The organism is Gemmata palustris (genome assembly GCF_017939745.1).
GTDB lineage: Bacteria > Planctomycetota > Planctomycetia > Gemmatales > Gemmataceae > Gemmata > Gemmata palustris.
The window spans coordinates 1,580,104-1,603,570 of record NZ_JAGKQQ010000001.1 but is presented as its reverse complement, the minus strand read 5'-3'; the positions used below and the strand labels follow the sequence as shown (position 1 = coordinate 1,603,570).

At 58.5% G+C, this 23,467-nt stretch carries 23 protein-coding genes, 2 tRNA genes and 3 pseudogenes; 15 read left to right on the top strand and 13 right to left on the bottom strand.

Features of this window, described 5'->3' with window-relative positions; genetic code table 11:
• Positions 1–16: 16 nt before the first annotated feature.
• The 4 genes from J8F10_RS06415 to J8F10_RS06400 form a co-directional block, all read right to left on the bottom strand.
• Complete coding sequence (locus J8F10_RS06415; RefSeq protein ID WP_210653021.1) at positions 17–1,600, bottom strand: terminase TerL endonuclease subunit; 1,584 nt, start codon at positions 1,598–1,600, stop codon at positions 17–19.
• A gap of 243 nt (positions 1,601–1,843) precedes the next feature.
• Entirely contained in the window at positions 1,844–2,167 is a 324-nt protein-coding gene (locus tag J8F10_RS06410) for a hypothetical protein (RefSeq protein ID WP_210653020.1), read from the bottom strand.
• 120 nt (positions 2,168–2,287) lie between these two features.
• Positions 2,288–2,791 (bottom strand): tail completion protein gp17, encoded by a 504-nt coding sequence (gene gp17 / locus J8F10_RS06405; protein ID WP_210653019.1) that lies wholly within the window; start codon positions 2,789–2,791, stop codon positions 2,288–2,290.
• Between the two features lie 17 nt (positions 2,792–2,808).
• Positions 2,809–3,444, bottom strand: a complete 636-nt coding sequence (locus tag J8F10_RS06400) for a helix-turn-helix transcriptional regulator (RefSeq protein WP_210653018.1) — start codon at positions 3,442–3,444, stop codon at positions 2,809–2,811.
• A gap of 220 nt (positions 3,445–3,664) precedes the next feature.
• Between J8F10_RS06400 and J8F10_RS06395 the strand changes: the two genes are divergently transcribed.
• On the top strand, positions 3,665–3,847 hold the full coding sequence (locus J8F10_RS06395; RefSeq protein ID WP_210653017.1) for a hypothetical protein: 183 nt from the start codon (positions 3,665–3,667) through the stop codon (positions 3,845–3,847).
• A gap of 305 nt (positions 3,848–4,152) precedes the next feature.
• On the opposite strand, the gene J8F10_RS06390 is transcribed toward J8F10_RS06395, so the two are convergent.
• The 5 genes from J8F10_RS06390 to J8F10_RS06370 all read right to left on the bottom strand — a co-directional run bounded on the left by J8F10_RS06390 (position 4,153) and on the right by J8F10_RS06370 (position 6,528).
• Positions 4,153–4,365, bottom strand: coding sequence for a hypothetical protein (locus J8F10_RS06390; protein ID WP_210653016.1), 213 nt, complete (start codon positions 4,363–4,365; stop codon positions 4,153–4,155).
• A gap of 154 nt (positions 4,366–4,519) precedes the next feature.
• Positions 4,520–4,792 carry a hypothetical protein gene (locus J8F10_RS06385; protein ID WP_210653015.1) on the bottom strand — a complete coding sequence of 91 codons (273 nt, stop codon included), beginning with the start codon at positions 4,790–4,792 and terminating at the stop codon, positions 4,520–4,522.
• Between the two features lie 180 nt (positions 4,793–4,972).
• Positions 4,973–5,239 carry a hypothetical protein gene (locus J8F10_RS06380; RefSeq protein ID WP_210653014.1) on the bottom strand — a complete coding sequence of 89 codons (267 nt, stop codon included), beginning with the start codon at positions 5,237–5,239 and terminating at the stop codon, positions 4,973–4,975.
• Between the two features lie 176 nt (positions 5,240–5,415).
• Positions 5,416–5,604 (bottom strand): hypothetical protein, encoded by a 189-nt coding sequence (locus J8F10_RS06375; protein ID WP_210653013.1) that lies wholly within the window; start codon positions 5,602–5,604, stop codon positions 5,416–5,418.
• An 851-nt stretch (positions 5,605–6,455) separates the two neighbouring features.
• Positions 6,456–6,528 (bottom strand) — tRNA-Phe (locus J8F10_RS06370).
• A gap of 484 nt (positions 6,529–7,012) precedes the next feature.
• Here J8F10_RS06370 and J8F10_RS40660 point away from each other — a divergent pair.
• Positions 7,013–7,195, top strand: a pseudogene (locus J8F10_RS40660) (transposase); the annotation flags it as partial.
• A gap of 7 nt (positions 7,196–7,202) precedes the next feature.
• Here the strand turns inward: J8F10_RS40660 and J8F10_RS38505 are convergent.
• Together J8F10_RS38505 and J8F10_RS06360 are read right to left on the bottom strand one after the other, a co-directional pair.
• Positions 7,203–7,370, bottom strand: coding sequence for a hypothetical protein (locus J8F10_RS38505; RefSeq protein ID WP_246522967.1), 168 nt, complete (start codon positions 7,368–7,370; stop codon positions 7,203–7,205).
• Positions 7,367–7,717 carry a transposase gene (locus J8F10_RS06360; protein WP_210653011.1) on the bottom strand — a complete coding sequence of 117 codons (351 nt, stop codon included), beginning with the start codon at positions 7,715–7,717 and terminating at the stop codon, positions 7,367–7,369. The genes J8F10_RS38505 and J8F10_RS06360 overlap by 4 nt, the downstream gene beginning before the upstream one ends.
• Before the next feature lie 157 nt (positions 7,718–7,874).
• On the opposite strand from J8F10_RS06360, the pseudogene J8F10_RS40655 reads away from it, so the two are divergent.
• The 3 genes and pseudogenes from J8F10_RS40655 to J8F10_RS38495 all read left to right on the top strand — a co-directional run bounded on the left by J8F10_RS40655 (position 7,875) and on the right by J8F10_RS38495 (position 8,690).
• Positions 7,875–8,187: pseudogene (locus J8F10_RS40655) on the top strand (transposase).
• Positions 8,085–8,336, top strand: a pseudogene (locus tag J8F10_RS40650) (transposase); the annotation flags it as partial. The pseudogenes J8F10_RS40655 and J8F10_RS40650, both read left to right, overlap by 103 nt.
• A gap of 159 nt (positions 8,337–8,495) precedes the next feature.
• On the top strand, positions 8,496–8,690 hold the full coding sequence (locus J8F10_RS38495) for a transposase (protein WP_246522963.1): 195 nt from the start codon (positions 8,496–8,498) through the stop codon (positions 8,688–8,690).
• A gap of 195 nt (positions 8,691–8,885) precedes the next feature.
• Here J8F10_RS38495 and J8F10_RS06350 read toward each other — a convergent pair whose 3' ends face one another.
• Positions 8,886–9,239, bottom strand: a complete 354-nt coding sequence (locus J8F10_RS06350; protein ID WP_210653010.1) for a helix-turn-helix domain-containing protein — start codon at positions 9,237–9,239, stop codon at positions 8,886–8,888.
• Between the two features lie 689 nt (positions 9,240–9,928).
• On the opposite strand from J8F10_RS06350, the gene J8F10_RS06345 reads away from it, so the two are divergent.
• The 10 genes from J8F10_RS06345 (at position 9,929) to J8F10_RS06300 (ending at position 22,547) form a co-directional block, all read left to right on the top strand.
• A tRNA-Asn gene (locus tag J8F10_RS06345) sits at positions 9,929–10,000 on the top strand.
• A gap of 111 nt (positions 10,001–10,111) precedes the next feature.
• Complete coding sequence (locus tag J8F10_RS06340; protein WP_210653009.1) at positions 10,112–11,467, top strand: tyrosine-type recombinase/integrase; 1,356 nt, start codon at positions 10,112–10,114, stop codon at positions 11,465–11,467.
• Between the two features lie 384 nt (positions 11,468–11,851).
• The gene (locus J8F10_RS06335) at positions 11,852–12,154 is read left to right on the top strand and encodes a DUF1580 domain-containing protein (protein ID WP_210653008.1); all 303 of its coding nucleotides are present in this window, start codon (positions 11,852–11,854) and stop codon (positions 12,152–12,154) included.
• An 89-nt stretch (positions 12,155–12,243) separates the two neighbouring features.
• Positions 12,244–12,483 (top strand): hypothetical protein, encoded by a 240-nt coding sequence (locus J8F10_RS06330; RefSeq protein WP_210653007.1) that lies wholly within the window; start codon positions 12,244–12,246, stop codon positions 12,481–12,483.
• Entirely contained in the window at positions 12,483–13,463 is a 981-nt protein-coding gene (locus J8F10_RS06325; RefSeq protein WP_210653006.1) for a hypothetical protein, read from the top strand. Before J8F10_RS06330 ends, J8F10_RS06325 begins: the two co-directional genes overlap by 1 nt.
• Positions 13,464–13,546: 83 nt before the next feature.
• Positions 13,547–13,870 (top strand): hypothetical protein, encoded by a 324-nt coding sequence (locus J8F10_RS06320; RefSeq protein ID WP_210653005.1) that lies wholly within the window; start codon positions 13,547–13,549, stop codon positions 13,868–13,870.
• Positions 13,871–14,138: 268 nt separating this feature from the next.
• Positions 14,139–14,672: a P27 family phage terminase small subunit gene (locus J8F10_RS06315; protein ID WP_210653004.1), complete on the top strand. Its 534-nt coding sequence runs from the start codon at positions 14,139–14,141 to the stop codon at positions 14,670–14,672.
• 755 nt (positions 14,673–15,427) lie between these two features.
• Positions 15,428–16,615, top strand: coding sequence for an AAA family ATPase (locus J8F10_RS06310; RefSeq protein WP_210653003.1), 1,188 nt, complete (start codon positions 15,428–15,430; stop codon positions 16,613–16,615).
• Positions 16,615–19,029: a tetratricopeptide repeat protein gene (locus J8F10_RS06305; protein WP_210653002.1), complete on the top strand. Its 2,415-nt coding sequence runs from the start codon at positions 16,615–16,617 to the stop codon at positions 19,027–19,029. The genes J8F10_RS06310 and J8F10_RS06305 overlap by 1 nt, the downstream gene beginning before the upstream one ends.
• 1,037 nt (positions 19,030–20,066) lie before the next feature.
• The gene (locus J8F10_RS06300) at positions 20,067–22,547 is read left to right on the top strand and encodes a HEAT repeat domain-containing protein (protein WP_210653001.1); all 2,481 of its coding nucleotides are present in this window, start codon (positions 20,067–20,069) and stop codon (positions 22,545–22,547) included.
• A 419-nt stretch (positions 22,548–22,966) separates the two neighbouring features.
• On the opposite strand, the gene J8F10_RS39740 is transcribed toward J8F10_RS06300, so the two are convergent.
• Positions 22,967–23,095: a hypothetical protein gene (locus tag J8F10_RS39740; RefSeq protein ID WP_261363047.1), complete on the bottom strand. Its 129-nt coding sequence runs from the start codon at positions 23,093–23,095 to the stop codon at positions 22,967–22,969.
• Positions 23,096–23,467 lie beyond the last annotated feature (372 nt).

Below are 23,467 nucleotides of genomic sequence, written 5' to 3'. Positions count from 1 at the left end.
CCCGTATCTAGGGGCGTCAGTTCCAAATAATTTGGCTCTGCTCAACCGGCTTCTTCGACATGATTCCCAGGAGCGAGAGCAGTTGCGAGATTGCGCCGTCGATTTTGTCCACCGATCGTTTCCGAACGGGGTACACTTCGCCATACCGGTTCAGTTCCACACGCACATTTTGAAGGCAGAACTTGAGCCAACTGCTTCCGTCGTGCGAGTAGCGTTTTTCATCGATTGCCTTCCGTAACTCCACCATTGCCGGATTAAAAAATCGCGCTGAAGCCGGAACACGTTCGCACTTTACCCCTTCCTCGGACAGCCGATTCGCCATTACATAAGCCAATCTCGGATCGAAGTTGCAAACTTTGACATCATAATTTTTCGCGAGTGCGACGAGGTGAGCGAGAATCACCCGCTCGTCAATCATGTCGCCCTTCGTGATGCACATCTCCGGGAACTCGCGGTAGTGGCTCAGGTTGGATTTTTCCCTTTCGACCACTGCCTTTTCAGCAACCCAGCACCACGAGCGCGAGTAGTAACGTCCGGGCGAAAGTTCCCATGTGATCGTTACGGAAGTCGGGTCGGTCGTTTCGGAGAGGTCAACACCGATCGCAGCCGGTGCGTACTTCAGTTCTGCCTCGGTGGGTTCTGCCTTCAACTCATCGAACTTATTCACCTCGAAGTACGCCATTTCGTCGGGCTTCAACCAGCGCCCCAACCGCAACCGCTGGAAGTTCAGCCATTCACCCAACCCCGCTGACTTCGCCGCTTCCAAATCTCGACGGAACTGATCGGTAGGACACCACGGTGAACCGAGTAACGGGTTAGCCAGTTTCCATTGAGACGGGTCTTCCGGGTTTCCGTCCGCGTCCATCTCGTGGACGACGGCTAAGTGCGTGATGTCGAGGTCTTCGCCCGACAGAATACGCTTCGATTTGCTGTAAATTCGCTTGTGATACCAGTGTTCTTGCTGATCGCTCGCCGTGCTTATGACAACTATAAGCCCGTTCGGTCGGGCTGCCGGAGCGTAGCGGAGGGCATCGAACGCATCCGCGCTGCGTGTCCAGCCTGCTTCGTCCACGATTACGGTCGAACAGTTGAACCCGTGCAGCCTTTTCCCGTCACTCGAAACCGATCGGAACTTTGCGTTCAGGTCTTTGACTTCGATCTCTTTCGTGTGCCGTCGGCAATCGGTGAACGGGTCGAACGGTGAGTGCTCAACCGCGAATTTCAACTCATCGAAAACTTGCGAAGCGTTGGAGATCGATGCCGCGCAACTCACCACGAACGGACTGGGTTCACCAGAGCCGAATGTCTCGAAGTACGCGATTATTGAAACTAAAAGTGTCTTCCCGAATGACTTCTTCGGCACATGCAAATTGGCGAAGCGAAACCGCCTGTTACCGTTCGGCAGTCGCCAACCGTACAACCGCTGCAGGAACTGGGCTTGCTCGGGTGCGAGCGTGACTTGCCCGCGAATGAACTGACTGCGGAAGAATGTTCGCGTGAATTTTAAAATGGAATTTGCGTGCGGTTCACTCCAGTAACACCCTTCTTCGAGTGCCAGCCGATCGGCTGCGGTGACCACTGCCCAGTCTGGCGGGTTCACCGATCCTGCTTCGCGTGCAACCGTCCGTGACAGGTGGCGCACAACGCTCGGTAGTCTTCGAGGCTCAACGCGGGGTAACGCAAGTGGTGAGCGTGAGCAGAGAATTCGGTCTGGTTGCAGCAGCCGTGCCCGCATCCTTCGCACTGGCACACGGGATGAGTGGCGAGCAGTTCACGCCGCAAGTCCTGGTGTCTGCGATCGTAACCCCGCAACCACGAATTCGGTCGTTCTCGCTTCACCGGGTTAATTGGCTTCGCGCGGTTCATCTTGTCCGGCATTGAGTCCTTCTCGAATAATCGCTGCGAGGTCGCGGGGCTTCTCCACCAATTTCTTTGCGGTGATCCCGAACGCCATTCCTTGCCGCTCGAAGTTTTTGCACAACGCCACCCACTTGATTACCCCCGTCCGCTCGTCGGCTTCCGGGTCGAACTGGAGAAGGGCGTAAGTTCTACACAACAGCACGAAGGCATCCAGGGTGGCTTCATTCAACAGCCCCGCGTTTTCGCAGCGCCGCGCATGCCTGTCCCAGAACTTCGCCGCTTCCTTGCTCAAAACTGGTCGTTTCATTCTAATAGCCCTTATCAAATAATCTGTTTGAAGAAAGATCGCGTGCCGGTGGGGTTTCTTGGCTCTACGTTCTGAACATCGTTAGGGTATCCCCCTCCCGTCACGACATTCTGTCAAATATTAAAATATTGCGAGGTACTGCGAGTTAAACGGTTCGCTGAAATCTAATCGAGGTGCGCCGCCGGTAATGGTTGGCGTCCCGAACGCCTCGCCGCTCTCGATTCCAGCATCAACACGAACGCGCACGGTCTGTTCGTACCAAACGGTGAACTCGGAGACTGCGGAATACCGCTCTGAGTCCTCGTCCTTTTCAGTTGCCGAGTTGCCCCACATCGACCACTTGACTTGACCTTCGCTCCAACCGCTCAGCGTGCTCCGCAACGCACTCAGGATCTGCGTTACTTGAGTGTGCTTGTTGCCCCACACATCGAACAGAATGCCAGTCTTTTCCAGTGAAGACGGGCTGCCGTCGAGTCTGTAGCTGTTCTCGCTGCTGGTAATGGTGAACGCGACATAGGGAATTTGAGTGCCGTCCGTGCCGATGGCGGGTGTAATCCTACCGCCCACCAACGCATTCACAGGACTGTTTGTTAGTTTCGCGACTAATATTTCTGGCAAGCCCATGCCAGTATTTAGTGCTGCTAATGCAATTTATCTGCGAAAGCCCGTTCGCAGTCGAAGTTGTGCTTTTTGAGCCGGTAAGTGACGGTGTTTATCGCGATGCCGAACCGCTCAGCGAGTTGGGCGATTGTCACGGGCTGCCCCTGTAGCACGAACGTTTTGGGCTGAGATCCCGTTTTTCGGTTCGGGGTGGTGAACGCTTTGTTTGCGTCCCAACCGTACCGCGTCAGTCGTTCTGAAACCGTTCGTCGCGGCATGTTGAGGTGTTGCGCCAGTTGGGTCACAGTGAATTGCTTGCCTCGGTACTCTGTCGTCGTGATTCCCCCGTGCAATCGTTCCTTCTTGGGTTGCGGTGCTCGTAGTGGCTTCGGCTTCGATGCTCGTTGCGGTTTTGGTGGTTCGGTTGTGGGCGTTGGTGGTGCTGGAAGTGGTGCGATGATGGTGAGAACGGGGTTGCTGCGTTTCCACTCGATGAGTTGCCGAAGCCGTTCGGCGTCCTTGTCGCTCCACACGAGCCAACTGCCCTGCCTGCGCGTGGGCAGGGTGAAAAGGTCGGCTCTCACGAGCTTATTCAGCGTTTCGGGCAGGATGCCGAGTTCGAGGCATACGGTTGCGGTGTTGCGTTCGGGGACTTCGGGCTTCGGGGCGTAGTGCATGCACTATTTAGTTTCCAGGAAACGAAAAACCCCGCCAATTGGGGCGGAGTTTCAGTCTTCGTTGATAGGCGGGTTAGTCCTTCTTGCTTTAACGAATCTTAACTTGCGCATTTCTTCCAAGGTTCGCTCTATATTTATGCAATCGCAGACATGCACTGTCTCTAACTGCCCATCAATCTCTTTAGCGAGCGGCTGCGGCTCGTTGCCGCAGTCATCGCAAATGAAATTCCCAAAGAGATTCATTCGAGTGCTCACCGGGCTGGAGCGAAAGGAAAGCCCGGCTGCTACCCTAGCGATGCGCCGTCTGAGCCGCACTTTTATTGCAGCAGCCGAGCTAGACGGTAAAAGTACCGCACCCGCTTCGGTCGTGCGAGAGCTTTTTGAAAAAGTTTTAAAGAAATGATAGCAATGTGATTAAGAAAAAGCTCGACTGCCGCGAACTTGAGGTGTCGCCCAATTCACACTCAAGCTTCGGCAGTCGAGCCACTGGATATCGTACACGCTGAATTTTTATCAATCAAATCAATTCTTAAAAAACTCGACGATTATCTGAATGTATTTCAAAGATAAACCCCGCTGTGAAGCGGGGCGAGGTGTTCAGTGAAAAGTCCGACTGCCGCCCTCTTGTCGTGTCGCCCAAAGCACCACAAGGAACGGCAGCCGGACAGGTCGTCTTTTACCCGTCTTCGTCAGAGAGGGCAAGCCCACTCAGGTTGGCGTTTTGACGGCTTCGCCGATGAGGGTTATTTGTTCGTAATTGAGCAGGCTTTCTTCCTTGCCGCTGTCCCACCTGACGGTGTAGGTCAGGTCAGCGAATTCCAGACCGATATATCGATCGGCGCTGATGACCTTCCCGGTCTTGTTGCTGCGGTTGTGTCGGACGCGCTGTTCCGGCTTGAGTTCCGCGTTGGTGTTAAACATGTTGTCTCCCGTCCCGTTGGGATTGTGGGCGACGAGCGATTTTACGCTTGTTTTATTGTTTCAGATTGTGCGTCAGACTCCAGCCCAAACGCTCCAGAATCGCACAAGGCATCCGGCTCAACGGTGTTGCAGCGAAAAGTGATAGTGGTGATAGTTACTTCCGAATTCCGAATTGCTTCCGCACCCGGTCGTGATCCTGTTCCATCAGCCTCATTTCCTGTTCGTGCAGTTCCCGCGAGCGTTCCGTTTCGCGCTGAATCGCTCGGCTTTGAATCCCGTGAAGGGCGTTCACCACGACGAACAGCACCACGCAGCACACGCACACTGCGTAAATCTTCAGCCACTTCAGCCCCGTGCGTTTCCGCTTCCGGGGCTGCACGAGTTCGACATCGATCTCGTCGTCTTCGTAGTCGCGGTGGTTGCGCACGGTCGATACTCCCCTTGTGCGTTGGGTCGGATAATTGTTGATCCAACGATATTGAGATTAACGCGGGGTGGGGGCGGTGCCAAGCATGGTCGTTACAATCGGAAAATTGGGATGAATGGACAAAATAAAACACCGCCCATTAAGGCGGTGTTTTCAGCGCGGTGCTGGCGCTAGTGCTTTTTACGCTTGCTTCTGAGCATTTTGCCGTATCCACATTTTTGCGGACTCTAGCACGCTCTCGCGACTACCGTCAGCCGTTGGGTCGCTGATGACCTTGACCAGTTCGCCGTCTTTGAACATTTCTGCTCGAAACCGGGTAATCAGTACCTGTGAGGGCATACATTCCGGTGTGCGCGTCCACTCATCAAATACCTCGATCCTGAACCCTTCAAATTCCAGAGCTTTGCCCCTGGGCGTTGTCCCGAACTCTTCCGCTTCCTGCAACATGGCAGCCTCTCGCCTGAACGTGAGTTTATCCCCGACAAAGTTACCGGGGCACTCAGTTGTACTGGACCTATTGGCACTGCTTTCAATCATTTGTTCATAAATGGCAATTTGTTCACAATTCCACGGGCGCGCGAGGGGATTTTGGGGGGAAATAGTTTCCAGAAAGTCGAACACCGCTAACGGCGTTTCGGCTTTCGCTTTGCCGCTTTCTTTGGGTCTTCCGGGGGCGGGGTGTCACGAAAGGTGATCTGCAGCCCGAACCACTTCACCATGACGAAAGGCTTCGGCAGAACGATCTTTACCAGCCAAATGGCTGCGATGGCGAGAACGACGAGTGAGAGCAACCCGTAAAGCGTGGTGAACATGGGGCTTCCTCTGAGCGCAATTCGCCCTAAATGGGAAGCCCTGAAAACAATCTCCTTGCTGCCAGTCAGAGTGTCAAGACCGGTCGGAACATTCCGATGTTAAAATGTAGCGATTAAATCGAACGAACCGAATAATTCCGTCTGTGCGGGACAATCGAATGGTACGAACCAGCTTCATTGGCATGAGATTTACAAAATGGGATACTTGGGTAATTTGGGAGGCATCCTTTTTCGGGTGGTGCCCGGTTAATGTTGTAGAGGTTCGCGCTAAGCAAAGGTCGTGGGAATTGAGAAGTGAAGTGGGTCGTGTCGCGGTCGGTACTCGAAGGCGGCGGTCTTAACCAGCCATACGGCTTCAGAGCATGACCGGACTAGGGTTCTGAACAGATCGCCCGTTTACTCGACCGGAGCGGAAATCAACAAGTCGAGTTCACCGCGATCGACTCCGCGCTGGCACTGCTTTGGGTCACCGTTCCAGTGAACCGTGTACGTGAACCCGTGTCCGACTGTGCCTAAAGGTGTTGGGAAAACCTCGGCAACCACACCGATCAAGTCCGTGCCCGTGGCACGAACCTGATCACCGACTCGAAGTGGCTCATCCATCGCGTATCTCCAGAAACGAGAGGGTGATACGTTCACCACTCCCACCACGATTTTAACAGTTTGGCGATTGTTACACAAGCGAACCGATCTGCAATTCAGGCGGTCGCAAAAGGTTCACCCGTGTTCCGATTCGTGCCCCCGTGTTCCCGGTTAGTGGGGGAATAGTGGGGGATTTTGGCTTAGTGGGGGCGGAATTGAGAGTGGGTGGAAATGACACAACCCCTGGAATTTCCAGGGGTTGTGTTAAGTGGGCAGTCCCGGGGTTGAACCGGGGACCTAGCGATTTTCAGTCGCTCGCTCTACCAACTGAGCTAACTGCCCCAAGTGTTTGAATGTGAAGTTTATTTATAAAGCCGCAACGGATAAGCGTCAACTCCGCGCCCGCGCTTCTTGCAATTATTGGCGGTCACGCCACGGTTTGTGTGGTAACTTGCGTTGTTGGCTTACGAGGCCGTCGGGGTGTAACTGGCCATTTCCCGTTCCGTTGTCGGGGTTCGAGTACAACCATATTCACTGGCCAATGGTTTGGAGGGCGGGAGATTGATATCCGTTCGTGGATCTGATGGACCCCGGCGCCTGTTATCAGTTCCACGTCGCATTGCTCCATCTGCACAGGTTCCATTGCCCCCGGGTGCCAACGGGACGACCTGATGGAGATTCAGGCCCGGCACCGCGAACCGGTTCTCGACTACCGGCGTGTTAACTGATCATTTGTTCATATCCGGCGCCGGGGCGCTCTGAAGTTCCCCACGAATGGTAGACAGCGGGAAAGCGGTGTAAACTCGGATCACCAGGAGATACACCGATGGCAGGTAAGCGGAAGACATGCACCGCCGAGTTCAAGCTGTTCGCCGTGAAGATGGTGACCGAGCAGAAGCTGTCGGTCCCCGAGGCGGCCCGCCGGTTGGGTGTCGGCGAGAACCTGTTGCACACCTGGAAGAAGGCCCTCGCCAGGGACGGGGCCAACGCGTTCCCCGGATCGGGGCACTTATGCTTTACGCGCCCAGGAGTGACACATTGTTCCAGGTCTGGAAGTTGTGGGCTAACAGGGTCGCGAGCTTCTCTCGATGTTTGGTCGGCAGATCCGCGAGGCACCCGTCGATGGCACTCTGGAACCTCTCGAAGTCCTGATGGTGCCGACTGTTGAGCACGTCCTTCTTCACGAACTTCCACAGCGCTCGATCAAGTTCAGGTTCGGCGAGTACGACGGCAGGAACAGCAGCTCGATCCCCAGCTGCTTGGCCGCGTCCTGCACCAACACGCACCGCTGATACCGGGCGTTGTCCAGCACCAACGTGACGGGCACCGAGCCCGCCCGCGCGATCGTGTGAAGCAACGCGCACCGACGGGCGGTAATGTACGTGGTGTTGATCTCCGTCACCCGTTCGTGCGTGACCGCGTTCAGCGCGCCCCGCACGTTGTACCGCTGCCGACCACTGGCCGCGCACGTGCAACCGCACGAAGCACCACACCCAACCCAGGAACGACGCCAATACGAAGTGCGACGCATCCACGAAGTACACCGCCCGCTTAGTGACTGTCCCATATGCCTCGAAATCGCCGTATTTTCGAGTTGTCACCCACGATTTCTCAGGCTTTTTCGCACATATGGGACAGTCACTGAGTGACTGTCCCATAAGGGGCAGTTGGGGTGGGTAAAATGGTTCATGAGAACCCAATCCTACCCGAGCGATGTAAGCGACGAGCAGTGGAGGTTAATCGAGCCTCACATCCCGGTCTATCCGGGCGGTCGGCCCCGCACGACCGACCTGCGGGATGTCGTCGATGCCGTGTTCTACATCTTGCACCGGGTGCCAGTGGCGCTACTTGCCCAAGGACTTCCCGCCCAAGTCCACGGTCTGGCGGTACTTCGACGAGTGGCGTCACAACGGTACCCTCGACACCATACACGACCTGCTCCGCAAGAAGGTCCGCACCCAGGAGAAGCCGCGCCGCGCACCACGGCGAGAGCGTCGATAGCCAGTCGGTGGACACGACCTCCGGCGGCGAGCAGCGGGGCCGACAACGCCAAGAACGTCGACGGGCGGAAGCGCCACATCGTCGTGGATTCCTTGGGGTTGCTGCTGGCCGTGCTGGTGACCGCCGCGAGCGTGGACGATGCCCAAGCCGCGCAGGAACTGTTCCCCGCTTGGAGGGACAGCCGGTCGGCAAGGTGGTGCGGATGTACGCGGACAGCAAGTACCACAACTTCGCCCTCTACGCGTGGGTCGAGGACAACGCCCGGTGGGATCTGGTCATCGTGCCGCCCGGAGGGGTCGAAGGGGTGGGTGAAGCTGCCGATCCGGTGGACCGTGGAGCGCACGTTCGCGTGGCTGGGCACGTGCCGGCGGCTCACCAAGGACCGGGAGGAAAGCGTGATGTCAGCGGAGGCGTTCATCAAACTGGCCATGATCCACCTCATGCTCAACCGACTCGAACCCAAATATGCCGACCCCGAATTCCAATATCACAAAGCCGCGTGACAACCCCTTATGGGACAGTCACTTACCGCCCGCGCCTCCGCCAACTTCGGTTCCAGGTCCGCCTTTTAAAAAGTCCGCCTGCGCGGGGCGTGTTCCTCGACCGTCTTCTTAGTGACTGTCCCATATGTGCGAAAAAGCCTGAGAAATCGTGGGTGACAACTCGAAAATACGGCGATTTCGAGGCATATGGGACAGTCACTTAGGCGGGACCGGGAGCGGTGCCACCTTCAAGCATTTCATCCCCAGGTCGTCCTTGAGGAATTTGCGCACCCGCGACACGTTTCGTCGAACAACACCCGTCAGCTCCTCGATCCGCCGCGCGGCCTCATGAGCCGTGTGCGGCGGGTGCTGACGAAATGCGTCTTCGATCGTCGCGGCGTGCGGCGTCAGGGCACGGGGTTGGCCCTTCCACCCGAACGACCGGATGCCATCGAGGCCCTCGGCCGCGTAGATCCGCAGGGTTCGCTGGACCGTGGACCGCGACACGTTGGCGAGTGCGGCGATGCGCCCGTGGGTCTCGCCCTTGCTCTTGAGCCAGAGGACCGCCATGCGCCCTGAACGCGGTCCGGGTGCTCGTACCGATCACGCGCAATCGCTTCGACCACGACCTCGGAAAACGAATACGTGGGGCGCATCATGGCCCTCCCAAATGCCGAGCGCGGATGCCCTCATTCTCCTGGACGGGGCTCTGTTCCTCAAGAACGGATTGTGTCACACCAGGGCACGCCGAGAATAGATGCGTTGACCCTGGGCTCTTGAGTGGCTTCAGATGCACCCCGAGGACGCCCAGAAGCTTATCGGCGTCCCCCAGCGTGAATAACGGAACGGCCCTGTGGACAGAACCGACCGCAGCGGGGACAGGGTTGCTCGTGGGTGAGTTTGTGGGCTCGCGGTTGGAGTGCCCCTTGGGTCGGCCCTTGCGCGGCGCCGGCGGCGATTTGCTCGAAGGTGCGGACGTCGACATCAAGACCCTGCCCGTCGCCGCCGAATGCTCGCTTGGAAACAATTTGGCCCATTGAGCAGTAAGGTTGTGGAGCTCCTCAGGCGTAAATCGTGGGGTGGTCACGGCTCGCCCTGCCTTAAAGTTACGTCGATGACGACTTCAGGACGTCCTATGCCACAACCGAATTACCGCAAGCACCTACGCAAACCGCGACGTGACCTCGAAATCTAAAGGTACCACCCATCACCTCTTGTCGTGCTCCCCTCTGCAGCTTATATTTTACGTTAGTAATTGATCCCCGATAGCTCAACGGTAGAGCGAGCGGCTGTTAACCGCTAGGTTCCTGGTTCGAATCCAGGTCGGGGAGCTGGTCCTAAGTCTTTTCCGCCGAAGCAGTTAAGCTTACCCCTCGGTGTTCGGGGGTGCGGCCGGAGCAGTCAGGTTGTGGCGTAGCATTACGCCGAATCCTGGTGAGCCCATGCCGCCGAAGAAAAAATCCGTTCCCAATTATTCTTTTCACAAGCCCACCGGTCAGGCTTACGTCCGGTTCACCACCCGTGGCACCCGCCGCACGGTGTACTTGGGTAAGCACGACTCCCCCGAGAGCCACGCCGAATACGCCCGCATTCTCGCCGAACTCCGGGCCGGTCAGACGCCCGATGCGCCGGCAGCCAGCACGTCCGTCCCAATCGCTACAGCCCCTACGGTCAACGAAGTCCTGCTCGCGTTCCTGACGTGGGCCGAAACGTACTACCGCACCCCCGACGGACGGCCCACGCACGAGATCGTGGAATTAAAACTTTCGGCCCGCCCGGTCCGCGAGTTGTACGGACACACCCCGGCCAAAGAGTTCGGCCCGAAAGCACTTACTGCGGTGCGCCAGCAGATGATCGACGCCGGGCTGTGCCGCACGCTCATCAACCGTCGCATGGAGCGGGTGCGGCGCGCGTTCCGTTGGGCCGCGAGTGAAGAACTCGTGCCCGTGACCGTGTACGACGCCCTACGCACGCTCACGGGGTTGCGGCGCGGGCGGAGCACGGCCCGGGAGAGCGAACCGGTCGGACCCGTCGAAACCGCGACCGTGGACGCGACCCTGCCCTTTCTCGACACGCACCTGCGAACGATGATCGAGTTGCAGCGCTTGACCGGGATGCGGCCGGGGGAGGTGTGTGCGCTCCGGTTCGGGGAGATCGACCGCACGCCTGACGTGTGGTTGTACCGCCCCGAGCAGCACAAGACCGCGCACCATGATCGCGAGCGGGTCATTCCGATCGGCCCGAAGGCCCGGGCCGCACTGGTCGCGTTCCTGCTCCGCCACGGCGCCCCGCCGGACGGGTTCGACATCTCCGACTATACCACGCGCCTCGTTGCGGCCGATGCGTACCAAGAGGCCGGGCGCGAGCGGGACGCCGCACTGCTCCGCGACCTGCCCCGGCCGATCGTTCTCGTGGCCGGGTGCGTAGTCGATCCACTGGCGCCCCTCTTCAGCCCGCGGGACGCGCGCGAGGAACGGTTCCGCACCGCTCGAAAGAAGCGCAGGTCGAAGGTTCCCCCGTCACAGGTGAACCGCCGGAAGGTGAAACCGACCCGCGTCCCGGGAGCCGAGTTCACGAACAAGGTGTACGGGCACCGCATTCGGAAAGCCGCGCTCAAAGCCGGTGTCGAGAACTGGCACCCGAACCAACTCCGGCACACGTTCGCGACCAAGGTGCGCCGGGTCCACGGGCTGGAAGCCGCACAGGTCTTACTCGGGCACTCGCGGGCCGACGTCACGCAGGTCTACAGCGAACGGAACCTCGCACTCGCACTCAAGGTCGCTTCAGAAATCGGGTGACCCTGACTCACCGCCGAACCCTCATTGCACGCTCCGGAACTCTTCCGGGGCGTGCTCCTTTTTGGTGTCCTACACGAACATGGCCCGAACGGAAGAGATGCTCCAAATAACGATCGTCAAGGGACCGAAGGATTTTTTCTGGAAATTATTTTTGATTCATGCCATTCAGTTCAGACCCCGGGCGTGAGCATAGAAAACGCTTGAAAAGTCTGGACAACATCACAAGTGTTCAGGAAATAGAGAAAAAATATTATATCGGCCGACTGGTATTGCCACCCAGTATTAACCGGGTAGATCCCGCAAATCGCCGACTGCATCTGTATAAAGATCCGCGGCGAACGCGCTACATATTCACGGTGCATAGCACATATACGAGATCGCGCCATGAGTGACAGAAATAAGCTACTCCCCCTCGCCAAGGCTTCTCGCAAACATGAAAAGACGACAAACAATCACCCGGCCACCATCCGGCGCTGGGCCGATGCGGGCCTAGTGCGGGACGGAAAGAGGTTTACGCTCGCCGTCGAGTTCATCGGCGGACGGCTCTTTACATCGCTCGCCGCCATTGATGAGTTCTTGGTCGCGATCAACGCGAAACCCGGGGAAACGCTGGCCCCTCGATCCCTGGCTCAACGCAACAAGGCAAGCGAGCGGGCCGAAGCGGAATTGATTCATAGAGGAGCGTGAAGAGCGATTTTGTACGGGCTGTACAAAATTGAAAGTGGGCCGCGGGCGTTACCAGCACCCGCGGCCCGAATCAAACTGAGGCAATATCGATGATAGATATTAATACTGACTACGTCAACAGTTTCCCAGGAGATGTAGCCGAAATACTTAAGCAGGAAAATACACTACACCTCATAGATGACATGGGGCCGACTCCGCAAGGTGGAAGTATTAATTTCAAGCTGGATGCACTAATCCCGCTTGAGAATCTCTACTGCGAGTTTGGTCGCCTGGGCTACTCGGTCTCGATCTCAACAACTCTCTACCTCTACAAACCGGGGGTGGAGTGATGTTCGACCCGAACCAGATTCCCGACTTGAGCGATGCCCCAACGCGCGAGCACGATTACCGGGAGGAGATCTACGTAATAAGCTGCGCCCATCCTGAAGCCGATCGTTACCCCTGGCTGCTCGACGGCGAACTCCTAGAACTCGCCGAAGACATCGGCTCGAACGGACTGCGTGAATCGATCAAGAGGCTCCCAGACGGGCGCATCCTAGATGGGCGCAACCGCGAGTTAGCGTGTCGCATCGCGTGTGTCGAGCCGAGCTACGAGGTCGTCGATCTTAAAGAGGATGAAATACTTGCTTTCGTTCGCTCACTGAACGTCCACCGTCGGCACTTGAGCGCGGAGGAGAAGCGGCAGAGAATCGAAGATGTGCTACGAACGGACCCGGAGAAGGCGAACAACGCCATCGCCGCCGATTTGGGGGTGAGCGACAAGACGGTAGGCGACGTTCGGGAGCGCTTAGAAGGAACTTCGGAGATTCCGAAGTTGGACAAGACGCGGGGCCGGGACGGGAAACTGCGCACGGCAAAGCATTCAAAGACCTGTGCTCCGAAGTCGGGGGCGAAATCCGGGGCAATACTCGATCAACGACCGAAACCGCTTGTTGAACCAATCGAACCGCCTCCTCATCCTTTTGCCGCCGAGAAATCTGCGGTCACAAACACTGCGCGCTTACTCACTCAAGCTCTCGGAAGAGGCGACGATTTCGGTCGAAAGCTCCAAGCCATTCTGACTGCCTGTGGCCTTGTCGATCACAAACCGGGCAAGTTCGAGAACGGTGAGGTGCATGAACCGAGTGCCTCGTTCCTGCCCCTCAGAGGGATTCACGCACTCATCGACCTTGCGGGGCAACCGGGACCAGTCCCAAGTGAAAAGGTGATTCGCAACGTCTGGGATAAGGCGTCGGGTGTGTTCGTTCCACCGCTTACGGCCTTGCGCCGAAGGCGGAAAAAACGACCAGCGGAGGGCGCTGAGGCATGAGCGGTTCCGCACCTCGCGGACCGCGCAAGCTGAGGCGCACGCCCCATGCCGGATTGGTCACTGCCTGGAGGCGGTGCCCACTGATGCCCGACCCGATCGGGCTGGACGCGATCCGCGGAAACAACCGGAAGCAACTGCAACTGTTGGCCAAACTGATCCATTGCCTGTGCGACGGACAACCGGACACCAGGTTCTTTCTCGGGAGCGTGTCCGCGGGAATGCTGCTCGGGAAGCCTCACCAGACGATTCAGAACTGGATGCGACAACTGACAGAACGAGGTGTGGTTCGACGAGTTTGGATCGGCCGGCCGTGCAAAAAGGACGAACGCGGGAAGCCGCTCCCCGGCGGCAGGATGACAGACCGAGCGAGCGAATACGTGTACTTAGGGCTGCCCAATGGGAACTAATACGAGGCAAAACTTTGCACCAGTGTATTAATTTTTTCAAGGCATCCAGGAGAGAAGGAAGACAGGAAAACCAGATATCAGCCCCCAGAACCGACCCGGGCAATCCCTACCCCATCGGCAGATTGCCCGGGGTGAGGCACCGGGTAGGGGGTTTTCGAGAAAGGCCCTCAACCCTGTAGACCGTCACAGCTGCTCCGCAGATTTTTTGCCAACGGCTAACGTGATTTTTGCTTCGCCCCAACCAATTTTAGCAGTGAAAGGATCGGCCATGCGAGGCGGCAACAATCGCATTCCCCCATCTGAGCACCTCGCGCGGGGGACGTACCGCGCGAACCGGCACGGCCAACTGCCGAACGACCCGATTTCACACCCGCTGCTCCCGGCCGATCCGCCGCCCGGAATGCGGCCCGACGCCGTGCGGGTGTGGAACGACCTGTACCCTCTCGTGACAGGACAGGGGATGGTCACCCTCGCAGAACGCGAGTTGTTCGCGATGTACTGCCGGGCGATGGGCGACTACCTCGAAGCCCGGGAGCACGTGAACAAGGAGGGGTTCTTTAAAAAACCGAAATGTGGCGAGTCGGGCGATGGGGTCCAATACTCCCGGTGGTACCGGCTCATGTGCGACCGCGAAACCGTGGCCGCGCGACTGGGGGCACAAATCGGCCTGACGCCCGTGGACCGCCATCGGGTCGCGAGGGCCAAAGTCTCGGACGCGGTCCGCAAGGACGTGACCAACGTGAAACCGATGACAACTTTGGACCGGCTTGGCCAGATCCGCCTGTTACCGAAGCCCAGTTGATTTTGTACGGACCGTACAAAAATGGGGCGGGGTCCGGGGCGGATATTTCGTCAACTTCCTCTTCGGGGTCGTCTTCGGAAGCGGCTCGGCGCGCATTTGGCACCGGTGCCGCGATTGGTCATGCTGGGAGCGGTTCCAAGGGGCGACCGATGACCAAAGCGGAATGGCTAGCGGCGACCAACCCGGGAACAATGATTCATTTGCTTCGCAACAGTTGAGCGATCAACAGTTTCGGCTCCTCGGTTGCGGGTGCTACCGAAACCTCTGGAACCGATCCTTGGCCGCAGAACTGTATCGGGATGCCCTCCGCATTAGTGAGGATTTTGTCGAGCAACGCATTTCGAAGAACCAATTCAAGCCCATATGCAAGAAAGATAATTGGCAGAAGGCATTACACGTGTCTGGAGAAATTTAAAGGGTGGCATGGAATTCGGCTTCGGCTTACTGCGGCGACTGACACGATTTGAACCCGCGGCACCCAGATTCCCAATCGCAGCCAGCAGCCCCAAAAAAGCTCCTAACTAACACATTTTTAGCACTTAAGTGTATCCGATTCGCGTGCGAAGGTTCAACATTTAAACGCAGAGCTTCGCATAACTTCCGTAATGGTCTTTGGAGTGGTGTAGAACCCACCCACGTATTCGCTCCTTAGCTGGACCTCTACTCGCCACCAGAAACGTAATTTTCCATTGACTTAAGTCGATTTAAATACACAATAAATATATCGTAAATCGAAACCAGCCCGGAGACGGTACGTGAAAGCTGTTCCTGGTGGCAGTGTTCCGCTCAATGAAATCTTCGGTCGCGACTTGCTCATTACCGAGTTGTGGCGAGCGCTCGAAACAAACAGTCTGCGACTCGAAGCAGAGCGGCGCATCGGCAAAACTAGCATTCTGCGCAAGATGGAATCGCAACCGGCAAACGGCTGGGAAGCGGTGTTCATGGATGTCGAAAACGTCCACTCCGCTGACGAGTTCGCTGAGCGCGTGTGCGAAAAGGTTCACGAGCGGCTCACCGGTTGGAAGAAGCAAGGCAAACGCTTCCTCGGCATGCTCGGGCTCCTCGGCGGTACACACGTCGGCCCGATCAAGTTCCCCGACAAGAAAGCCCGACCGGACGGTTACTGGAAGAAGCTCCTCGCTAGTGCCGTCGAAGATCTCGTCGAGCAACAAGCGGCCACACAGAAGCGCGTCGTGTTCTTCTTCGACGAAATGCCTTGGATGCTTTCAGCCATTGCCGACCCGAAGCGAGACGGGGAGCAGACGGCGATGGAAGTACTAGACGTACTCCGTTCGCTCCGCCAGTCCCCGACTACCGGCGCCGGGTTCCGTATGGTGCTGTGTGGCTCAATCGGATTGCACCACGTTCTCGGCGTTCTGCGCGCGGGCGGGTACCGGAATCAACCCGTGAACGACATGCAACTCGTCGAAGTACCTCCGCTCGAACCGGCCGTCGCGGCCGACCTCGCCGGCCGACTGTTGACCGGCGAGGGGCTCCAATTCGCCCCGGAAGTGCCCGCACACATCGCGACCGAAACCGGCGGGTTCCCATACTACATCCACAAGGTCGTTGCCGACCTGCGGCTCCGCGGCGCGGCGGTCACCACCGCGTCGGCCGCTGGCATGGTGCAGCAACTCCTCACACAAGAGCACGACCCGTGCAACTTCCGACACTTCCGGGACCGCATCGACGGATACTACCCGAAGCAGGATAAAGTGGCGCTCGCCCTGCTCGACCACGCCGCTGCAGCAACAGCCCCGCTCGCGCTGGCGGAGTTGCTCAATGTGGGCAAGAGCGCCGGCGCGAGCGACGACGAGCGTGTGCGCGACCTAATCCGGCTACTGTCTATCGACCACTACCTAAGCCGCGACACGAAGGGCCGGTACACGTTCCGCCACACCTTGCTTCAGCGGTGGTGGAAGATCGAGCGGGGGATCAACTGATGGCCGGGCGCGCGTTCGTCTCGCGGTTCAGTCCGAACCGCACCGACCCGAAAATTCTCGAAGCGATCTTCGTCCAGCGGCACAAACTGGCGGAGATTTGGTTCGGGCGCCTGCGCGACAGCGCCCTGACAGAAGTCAAACACCACTTACTCGCTATCGGCCCGCGCGGGTGCGGTAAAAGCCACCTCGTGGCGCTGCTCGTCGCCCGCCTCCAAAACGACCCACAGGTCGGGGAGCGGCTTCGCATCGCTTGGCTCCCCGAAGACGAAACCACGCCGTCGTTCTGGAAGTTCCTACTTCGCATTCTCCGGGCGCTGAACGCCCGGTACGGCAACGAGTTCCCCCCTCCGCCGCGCGAGGAGTTGGAGGGCGCGAGCGACGAGCACCGGTCCCGCGCGTTGACAGAGCATCTCCTGAAGGGGCTGAACGGCCACACCCTCTTAGTTGTCGTTGAGAACCTCGATGACGTGATGCGAGGGCTGAAGAGCGAGGGGCAGAAACGATGGCGGGCGTTCCTCCAAGAGCATTCGGTCGCGGCCACCCTGGCGACTTCGCAACAACTCACCGAGGACGTGTCCGAGCGCGACCGCCCGTTCTTCAATTTCTTCCAGATCGAGCACCTTAGCCCACTCACGGCTGACGAGGCTCTATTGTTACTCCAGAAGATCGCGACGCAGAGCGCGAACACAGAGCTGTTGGCATTCCTCCAAACGCCGACCGGCCGCGCGCGCGTGCGCGCCATTCGCCACGTCGCCGGCGGCGGGCACCGGGTGTTCATCATCCTCTCGGAGTTCGCGACGCAGGAGCAGTTGGATAACTTGGTAGCCGCGTTTGAAGAACTGCTGGACGAACTGACCCCGTACTACCAGGAGCGACTCCGATGGCTGCCTGATCAGCAGCGCGAAATTGTCGAGTTCTTGTGCCGACAATCGCGAACGGTGGCCGTGAAGGAAATCGCCGCAGAGCTCTACTTATCGGAGCAAACGGCGGGGTCACAATTGAAGGGGTTGAAGGAGAAGGGTTATGTAACGGGCGCGACCGTCGGCCGGGAGTCTCGGTACGAACTCGCCGAACCGCTAATGCGGCTGTGTATCGAAGTGAAAGACCCACGGCGCGAACCGATCAAGCTGATCGTCGATTTCCTCCGCATCTGGTACGACCGGGAACAGTTCACTTCACTCTGCGAACAATTCGAGCGGGATGGCGAGTTAGGGCGATACATCGACGCCGTTTTGAAAGGTTTCGACCAAAAAGGCTGGGGGCCTGTCGACCAAGCTCTTTTCCATGATCTCAATGGGGTAGAAGAAGGTAAGGATCCGCAACACCTCGTGCGAATTGTGGAAGAAATTGTCAGCACCACGACCGTGGCAAAATTGTGTATGACCGGCGGGTTCAAACTCCTCAGCATCCAGAGGAGAGCGGAGGCATTGGGCGCGTTTAGACGCGCCTGTGAGCTGGAACCTGAAGAGTCAAATGAGTGGATGGCTCTATCGGTGGCGCTCAGTTTACTTAACTGCCGAGGTGAGTCGCTCCGAGCAATCAACCGAGCAATCCAAAGTCAACCGACAGAGAGTGTCGCTTGGGGTATAAAAGGGTACATGCTTGCGAGTTTTGACCGGTACGAAGAAGCTGTGGAAGCCTTCGACCGGGCTACCGAACTCGAGCCAAAGGGCCAATACTGGAACAATAAGGCTTTTGCGCTGAACTCGCTCGAACGATATCGAGAAGCAATTGAGGCTTGCGATCGTGCGATCGAGTTGAAATTCGAGGGAGCTTACCCTTTGTACAATCGTGGGCGGGCCAAACTTGGTCTTGGTCAGGTCCGAGAAGCTCTGGACGACCTCCGCCGTGCGGTCGAGTTGAACGGGAAGTTGGGTAACGCACGAGAGGGATTGGCTGAAGCACACATCGTTGCAGGTGATTGGGACGCAGCCGAGCGGGTGCTCGCCGAAAAGTTCGACCTTCCGCTTTCAAATGACAACGATGCTCGAGCCTGGCACCTGCCAAATGTCATCGTTGCCATCTTTAGCGGGGCGGCCGACCGCCGCGTGTGGTTGCATCGCGTTCGCCGACTGGCGGAAGTCGCGGCGGCGGAGCAAGCGCGGCGCCCCGACGGAGACACCCGCCCCAAGCCCCTCACTCAAGTTGGCTATTCGCTCGTGCAGAGCCTGACCCAATCGGCCTACGCTCGTGCTCACGCCGACGCGCTCGGTGCATGGGTGGAAATGTGGCAAGAAGCCGCGAAGGCGCACCCGGACCTGTCACTGTCGGCGCGCCTGTTTGGGGTCGGCGTGCGCTACCTTCGCACGAAGGACGAAAGGGTACTGTTAGATCTGCTCCAGGAGGAGCGAGCGATCCTCCGCGAACTATTCAAACTGGATGACGAAGTTCACAACCAAACTATAGCGGAGTAACCCGGAGCAGAGTCTCGTGCAGTTCCGGAAAGACATTTCGCTTCTGGTCGGAGCCCGAGACGTTTCGACGGCGCACAAAGCCACCGTTCGGTGGACCGCCATCGGATCGCGAGGGCCAAAGACTCGGATGTAGTCCGCAAGGATGTGACCAACGTGAAACCGCTCACGATGTTGGACCGGTTTGGAGCGATCCGGCTGTTACCAAAGTCTAGTTAATTTTGTACGGCCTGTACAAATCGGGCGTCTCACAGATCTCCAACGTTCGGGGCTGATATCTTTCGCATCTTTCTACTTCTCTCGGGGCGGTTTTGAATACGCCCGCCCCTTCACCCGGGAGGCCTTATGCTGTGGTTCGGAAGTGTCGAAAAGCCCTCGGTCCTCCTACCGCCCCCGCTACCGAAGTTGACTGACGACCCGGCATATAAGCAGGTGCTGGACCAGGGCGGGCGCACTATCTAAATGGTTGATAAACAAAGGGTTGCGGAAAACAAGAGTCGAAAATAGCCTCAATTTTAGCCTTTCAATTTCCGTAAACCCCTATGGGTTCAACACTTCGATAGTGCGCCCGCCCTGGGTGCTGGACTGGCACGACAAACTCGCCGGGATTAACGCGCCGGTAGCATAGAAAGTCCATGTTCAAGGCCGGTCGAAAGAAATCTGAACTCTCCATCAGGTATCGGGAGTTGGGTACTCACAACGTCGCGGAACTTCTTTCTGGCGACGTTCTTGTATCACACAGTGAAATTGAGGTCCGGGGAGGTGTCCGTGCGACCAAGAGTGCGCCGCGCAGAGCGTGTAGGGATTCGGAATAGATTTTAACGGGAAGCGAGCCGCCGCATGATGCGAGAACACACGCCCACGAGCCGACAATCCGGCGCGAATCTCGTTAGGTGTACTTGCGGTCGCCGTCAGGTAATAACGGGAAGGTTCACGTCGCGAGAGCACGCCACATGAAGCGGTTCAGCGTTCTACTCCTACTCCTGCTATGCGAGTTTCCAGTTTCGGCGGCTCCAGTTCCGGAGAGGGTTCTTGATCTGGTGAAGACGCTGAAGAACGGCAAGCCCGGCGAGCGGGTCATCGCCGCAGAAGCGCTCGGCGATCTCGGCCCGAAGGCTGAAATCGCGGTTCCGGCGCTGGTAGAAGTGATCTGCGACACACCGACCCCGGTTCCGATCTTATTCCCGAGCGAGGCCAAGTGGTCCCGGGAAGAGTCCGCGGCGGACTTCCTGCTCAAAGCGAGTTGGGACGCGCTCGCACGAATCGGACCAAAAGCGGTTCCCACACTCATCGACTTGCTTGCGCATCATGACGTCGAGATTCGTGGGCGCGCCACTGCGGCTCTAAAGACTATCGGGCCAGACGCCTCTGATGCAGTACCGGCGCTCATCAAGCGGTTGGGTGAGGGCGAGAACCAGTGGGTGTGCTTGAACGCGCTCGAAGCACTCGCGGCCATCGGCCCGAAGGCTGAAGTCGCGGTTCCCACGCTGATAAAAACCGTCCTCGATCCGAAGGCGACAGTTCCCAAAGGGAATCCGTTGGCACCAATCGGGTCGTATTGGATCTATCAGTTACCGTTACGCAAGGCCGCGGCGCAAGCGCTCACGGCCATTGGCCCGAAGGCGCTCTCGGCGGTTCAGAAAGATCTGTTCCCGGCGATCATTAAAGCGCTCGACGACGCCGACGACCACGGACGGTTCCTCTCCGGTTTTGGGTCGGAGCACGCGTGGTCCGTGTGGGAGCCGTTCGATGCGGACGCCGCTCCGCTCGTCCCGGCAATCGTGCGATACCTGAGCCGGCACAGCAATAGTCGGCTCGTGCTGAGCCTGCTAGAACTCGGTCCGGACGGCCAAAAGGCTTTGGCGGATCTGCTTACAAATAAAGACGAACGAATCCGCAATGAGCACTTCAACTTGCTGTGCAAACACGCCTTCGGGGTTTTCGTGTCGGAGAGCGGAGCCCACTGCTGGGCAAAAGCCGATCTCCGCCCGATCGCACCGCAACTGATTCCGTTCCTAACAGATAAGGATAACGGTGTTCGCCTCCGAGCGCTCGCGGCTATCAACCAAGGCTGTCGTCCCATACCGCCGGAGGCCGTGAAGGCCGCGCTGCCGCTCCTCGACGACCAGAAGTTCCTGAAGTATCTGGATAAATTTGACGAGAGCAACGCCGCGGGGCTCGCCATTTTTTGCCGCCCCGCGGCAGGTCCGAAGCTGCTGGAACACCTGAAGTCGGACGATACGAAGCTGCGCGAGTTCGCGGTGCGAGCGCTCAAGGAGTTTCGTGGCCCCGGCACCGAAGCGCTGCTCCCCGCACTGCGCGAACTGGCCGCGGGTCGAACGGAGCATCCCGAAATGACGCCTTTAGATGCGGTGAGATCCGCGATCCGGATCAGCTTGGACCCCAAAGACGTTGAACTGCTCGTACCGTTCTTGAAGAGCGACGACCGAAAGGTCCGGTTTGAAGCGATTCTCGAACTCCGTCGGTTGCGGCACCTCGCGCGCCCGCACCTCAAGCACCTGTTCCCACTTCTGCGCGATCCGGACGTCCGCTGGAACGCTGCGCTGGCGATCGACTCCATCGATTCGTCCGACCCCGACGTGTGCGCGGCGCTGGCCCAATGGATCATCGATTTCGGTGACCGCAAATGGCTCGAGCGCACCAGCCCGTTCGCGAAGGAAATCGCACCGGCCATTCCCGCAGTGCTCAAGAGGCTCGAGCACAGGGGCGGCGTCGATCTGGTTTGGCGGATCGGTCCACCGGCGAAGGGCGCGGTTCCGCTCCTGTTGACGTCTCTTACGCGCGCGCCCGATCCCAACAAGCCGGACGCGGACCGACGCGACCCAAAGTATATCCTTGGCGCGCTCGGCGCGATCGGACCGGCGGCGAAGGTCGCCGTGCCCACGATTCGCAAGCAATTAGCCAAAGCCGAAGACGGGGAGAAACAGTGGTACCTGCTGTGCCTCGCAGACATCGGGCCGGGCGCGAAGGACGCGGTGCCGGACCTCAAAGAGTTGCTCATCGACCCGGACCCGAAGTTGCGGTTGCTCGCGGCTTGCGCGCTCTCGAAGATCGAAGCCGATTCCGCTGCGTACTGGGCTACGTTCGCGCGTGCGATCCACGAGCGCCCGAGTTGCGCCTTTTGGGACGTGCCGTTCGTGTTCGGCCGCATCGTGACGGACTGCCCGGAGTTGGTGCCCGTCGTCGTTCGTGGCACCATCTCGCGGCACCGCATCGAGCTGAGGGTTACCGATAACGGTTACGAAGACGGATACGAACACGTGATGCGGGTGTTAAAGCGGAACACATCGGCAGCGAAGGCCGCGCTCCCCGATCTGGTGAGCTACCTAAACAAGCCGCCGTCTTGGGGCGTGCAGACGGAATTCATTGAACTGCTCGGCGCGATCGGCCCGGACGCGAAAGCCGCGCTCCCAAAGTTGCGCGAGCTGCTCGACGGCCCTGACTTCGATCTCGCCCTCGCCGCACAGGAAGCGATTCAGAGGATCGAAGCGAAGAAGTGAGAAACGAACTCGTTCAAAACAGCCTTGGTAGTTCGGGGCGGCAAGCACGGCCACTCACGCCGCAGGTCAGAGGGTAGACCGGTTGCACCCGTCGGGACAAGTATAATGCCCTGTTCGCGTGGTCAGTTTAGTTCGTCGCTCTGCGACAGGCTGATGTTGCGTCAGCCGAGCACGTGCCACTCCACTCGTCGCGGGGACCGCTGTTCCAGCACCGCTGTCGGGCTAAGGCGTACCTGCTCAACAGCTGCTGGAACAACCCGCGGATCGTGGTCCAACTATTGAGCAGGCATGCCTTAGCCCGGCGTTGCCGTGAGCGTTTCGTGCCCCAGGTCGGGAAGTAGATACCACGGGAATACCACGGGCCAGAGAGTGATCCCTGGCCCGTGTCGTTTCGCGTTTTAGAGCGATCGGTACAGCCGCTATTCCTTGCCCAGCACCCGATCGACGACCCAGCACCCGCGCACGTGTGGCCCCGGACCGCGGCAGTGATCGAGCACGTCGGCGCTGTCGCACCCGGCGTCCTGGAGCGCATCTGCGAGTATGGGCATCGCGCTGAAGTCCCGAGACTCGTACATCTGCGATGCGAGCGAGAGAACGGTGGAGTTGTGCCACGAGGGGGAGAAGGCTACAGGGTGGAACGGGTTTCCGAAGATGTCACCGACTAAGTCCGCGGCGCCCCAGGTTTCGGTACGTTCTGTGAATGCAGGAAATTCGTTCAAGACCCATCTGCCTTCGGCCACAGAGCGGACCACTTCCGCAGCAAGACATTGCGATTGATGACGTTCGGACAACTGAGACCATTCGGGCGATTGGAGATCCGGGGGCATCGACTCAAGACAACTCGTCGAATTGGATACCTCCAGGTACGCAGCGAAAGCATCCGAAGCCGCCTCATACTCGGCGCTCTCGTTCGGTTCGTC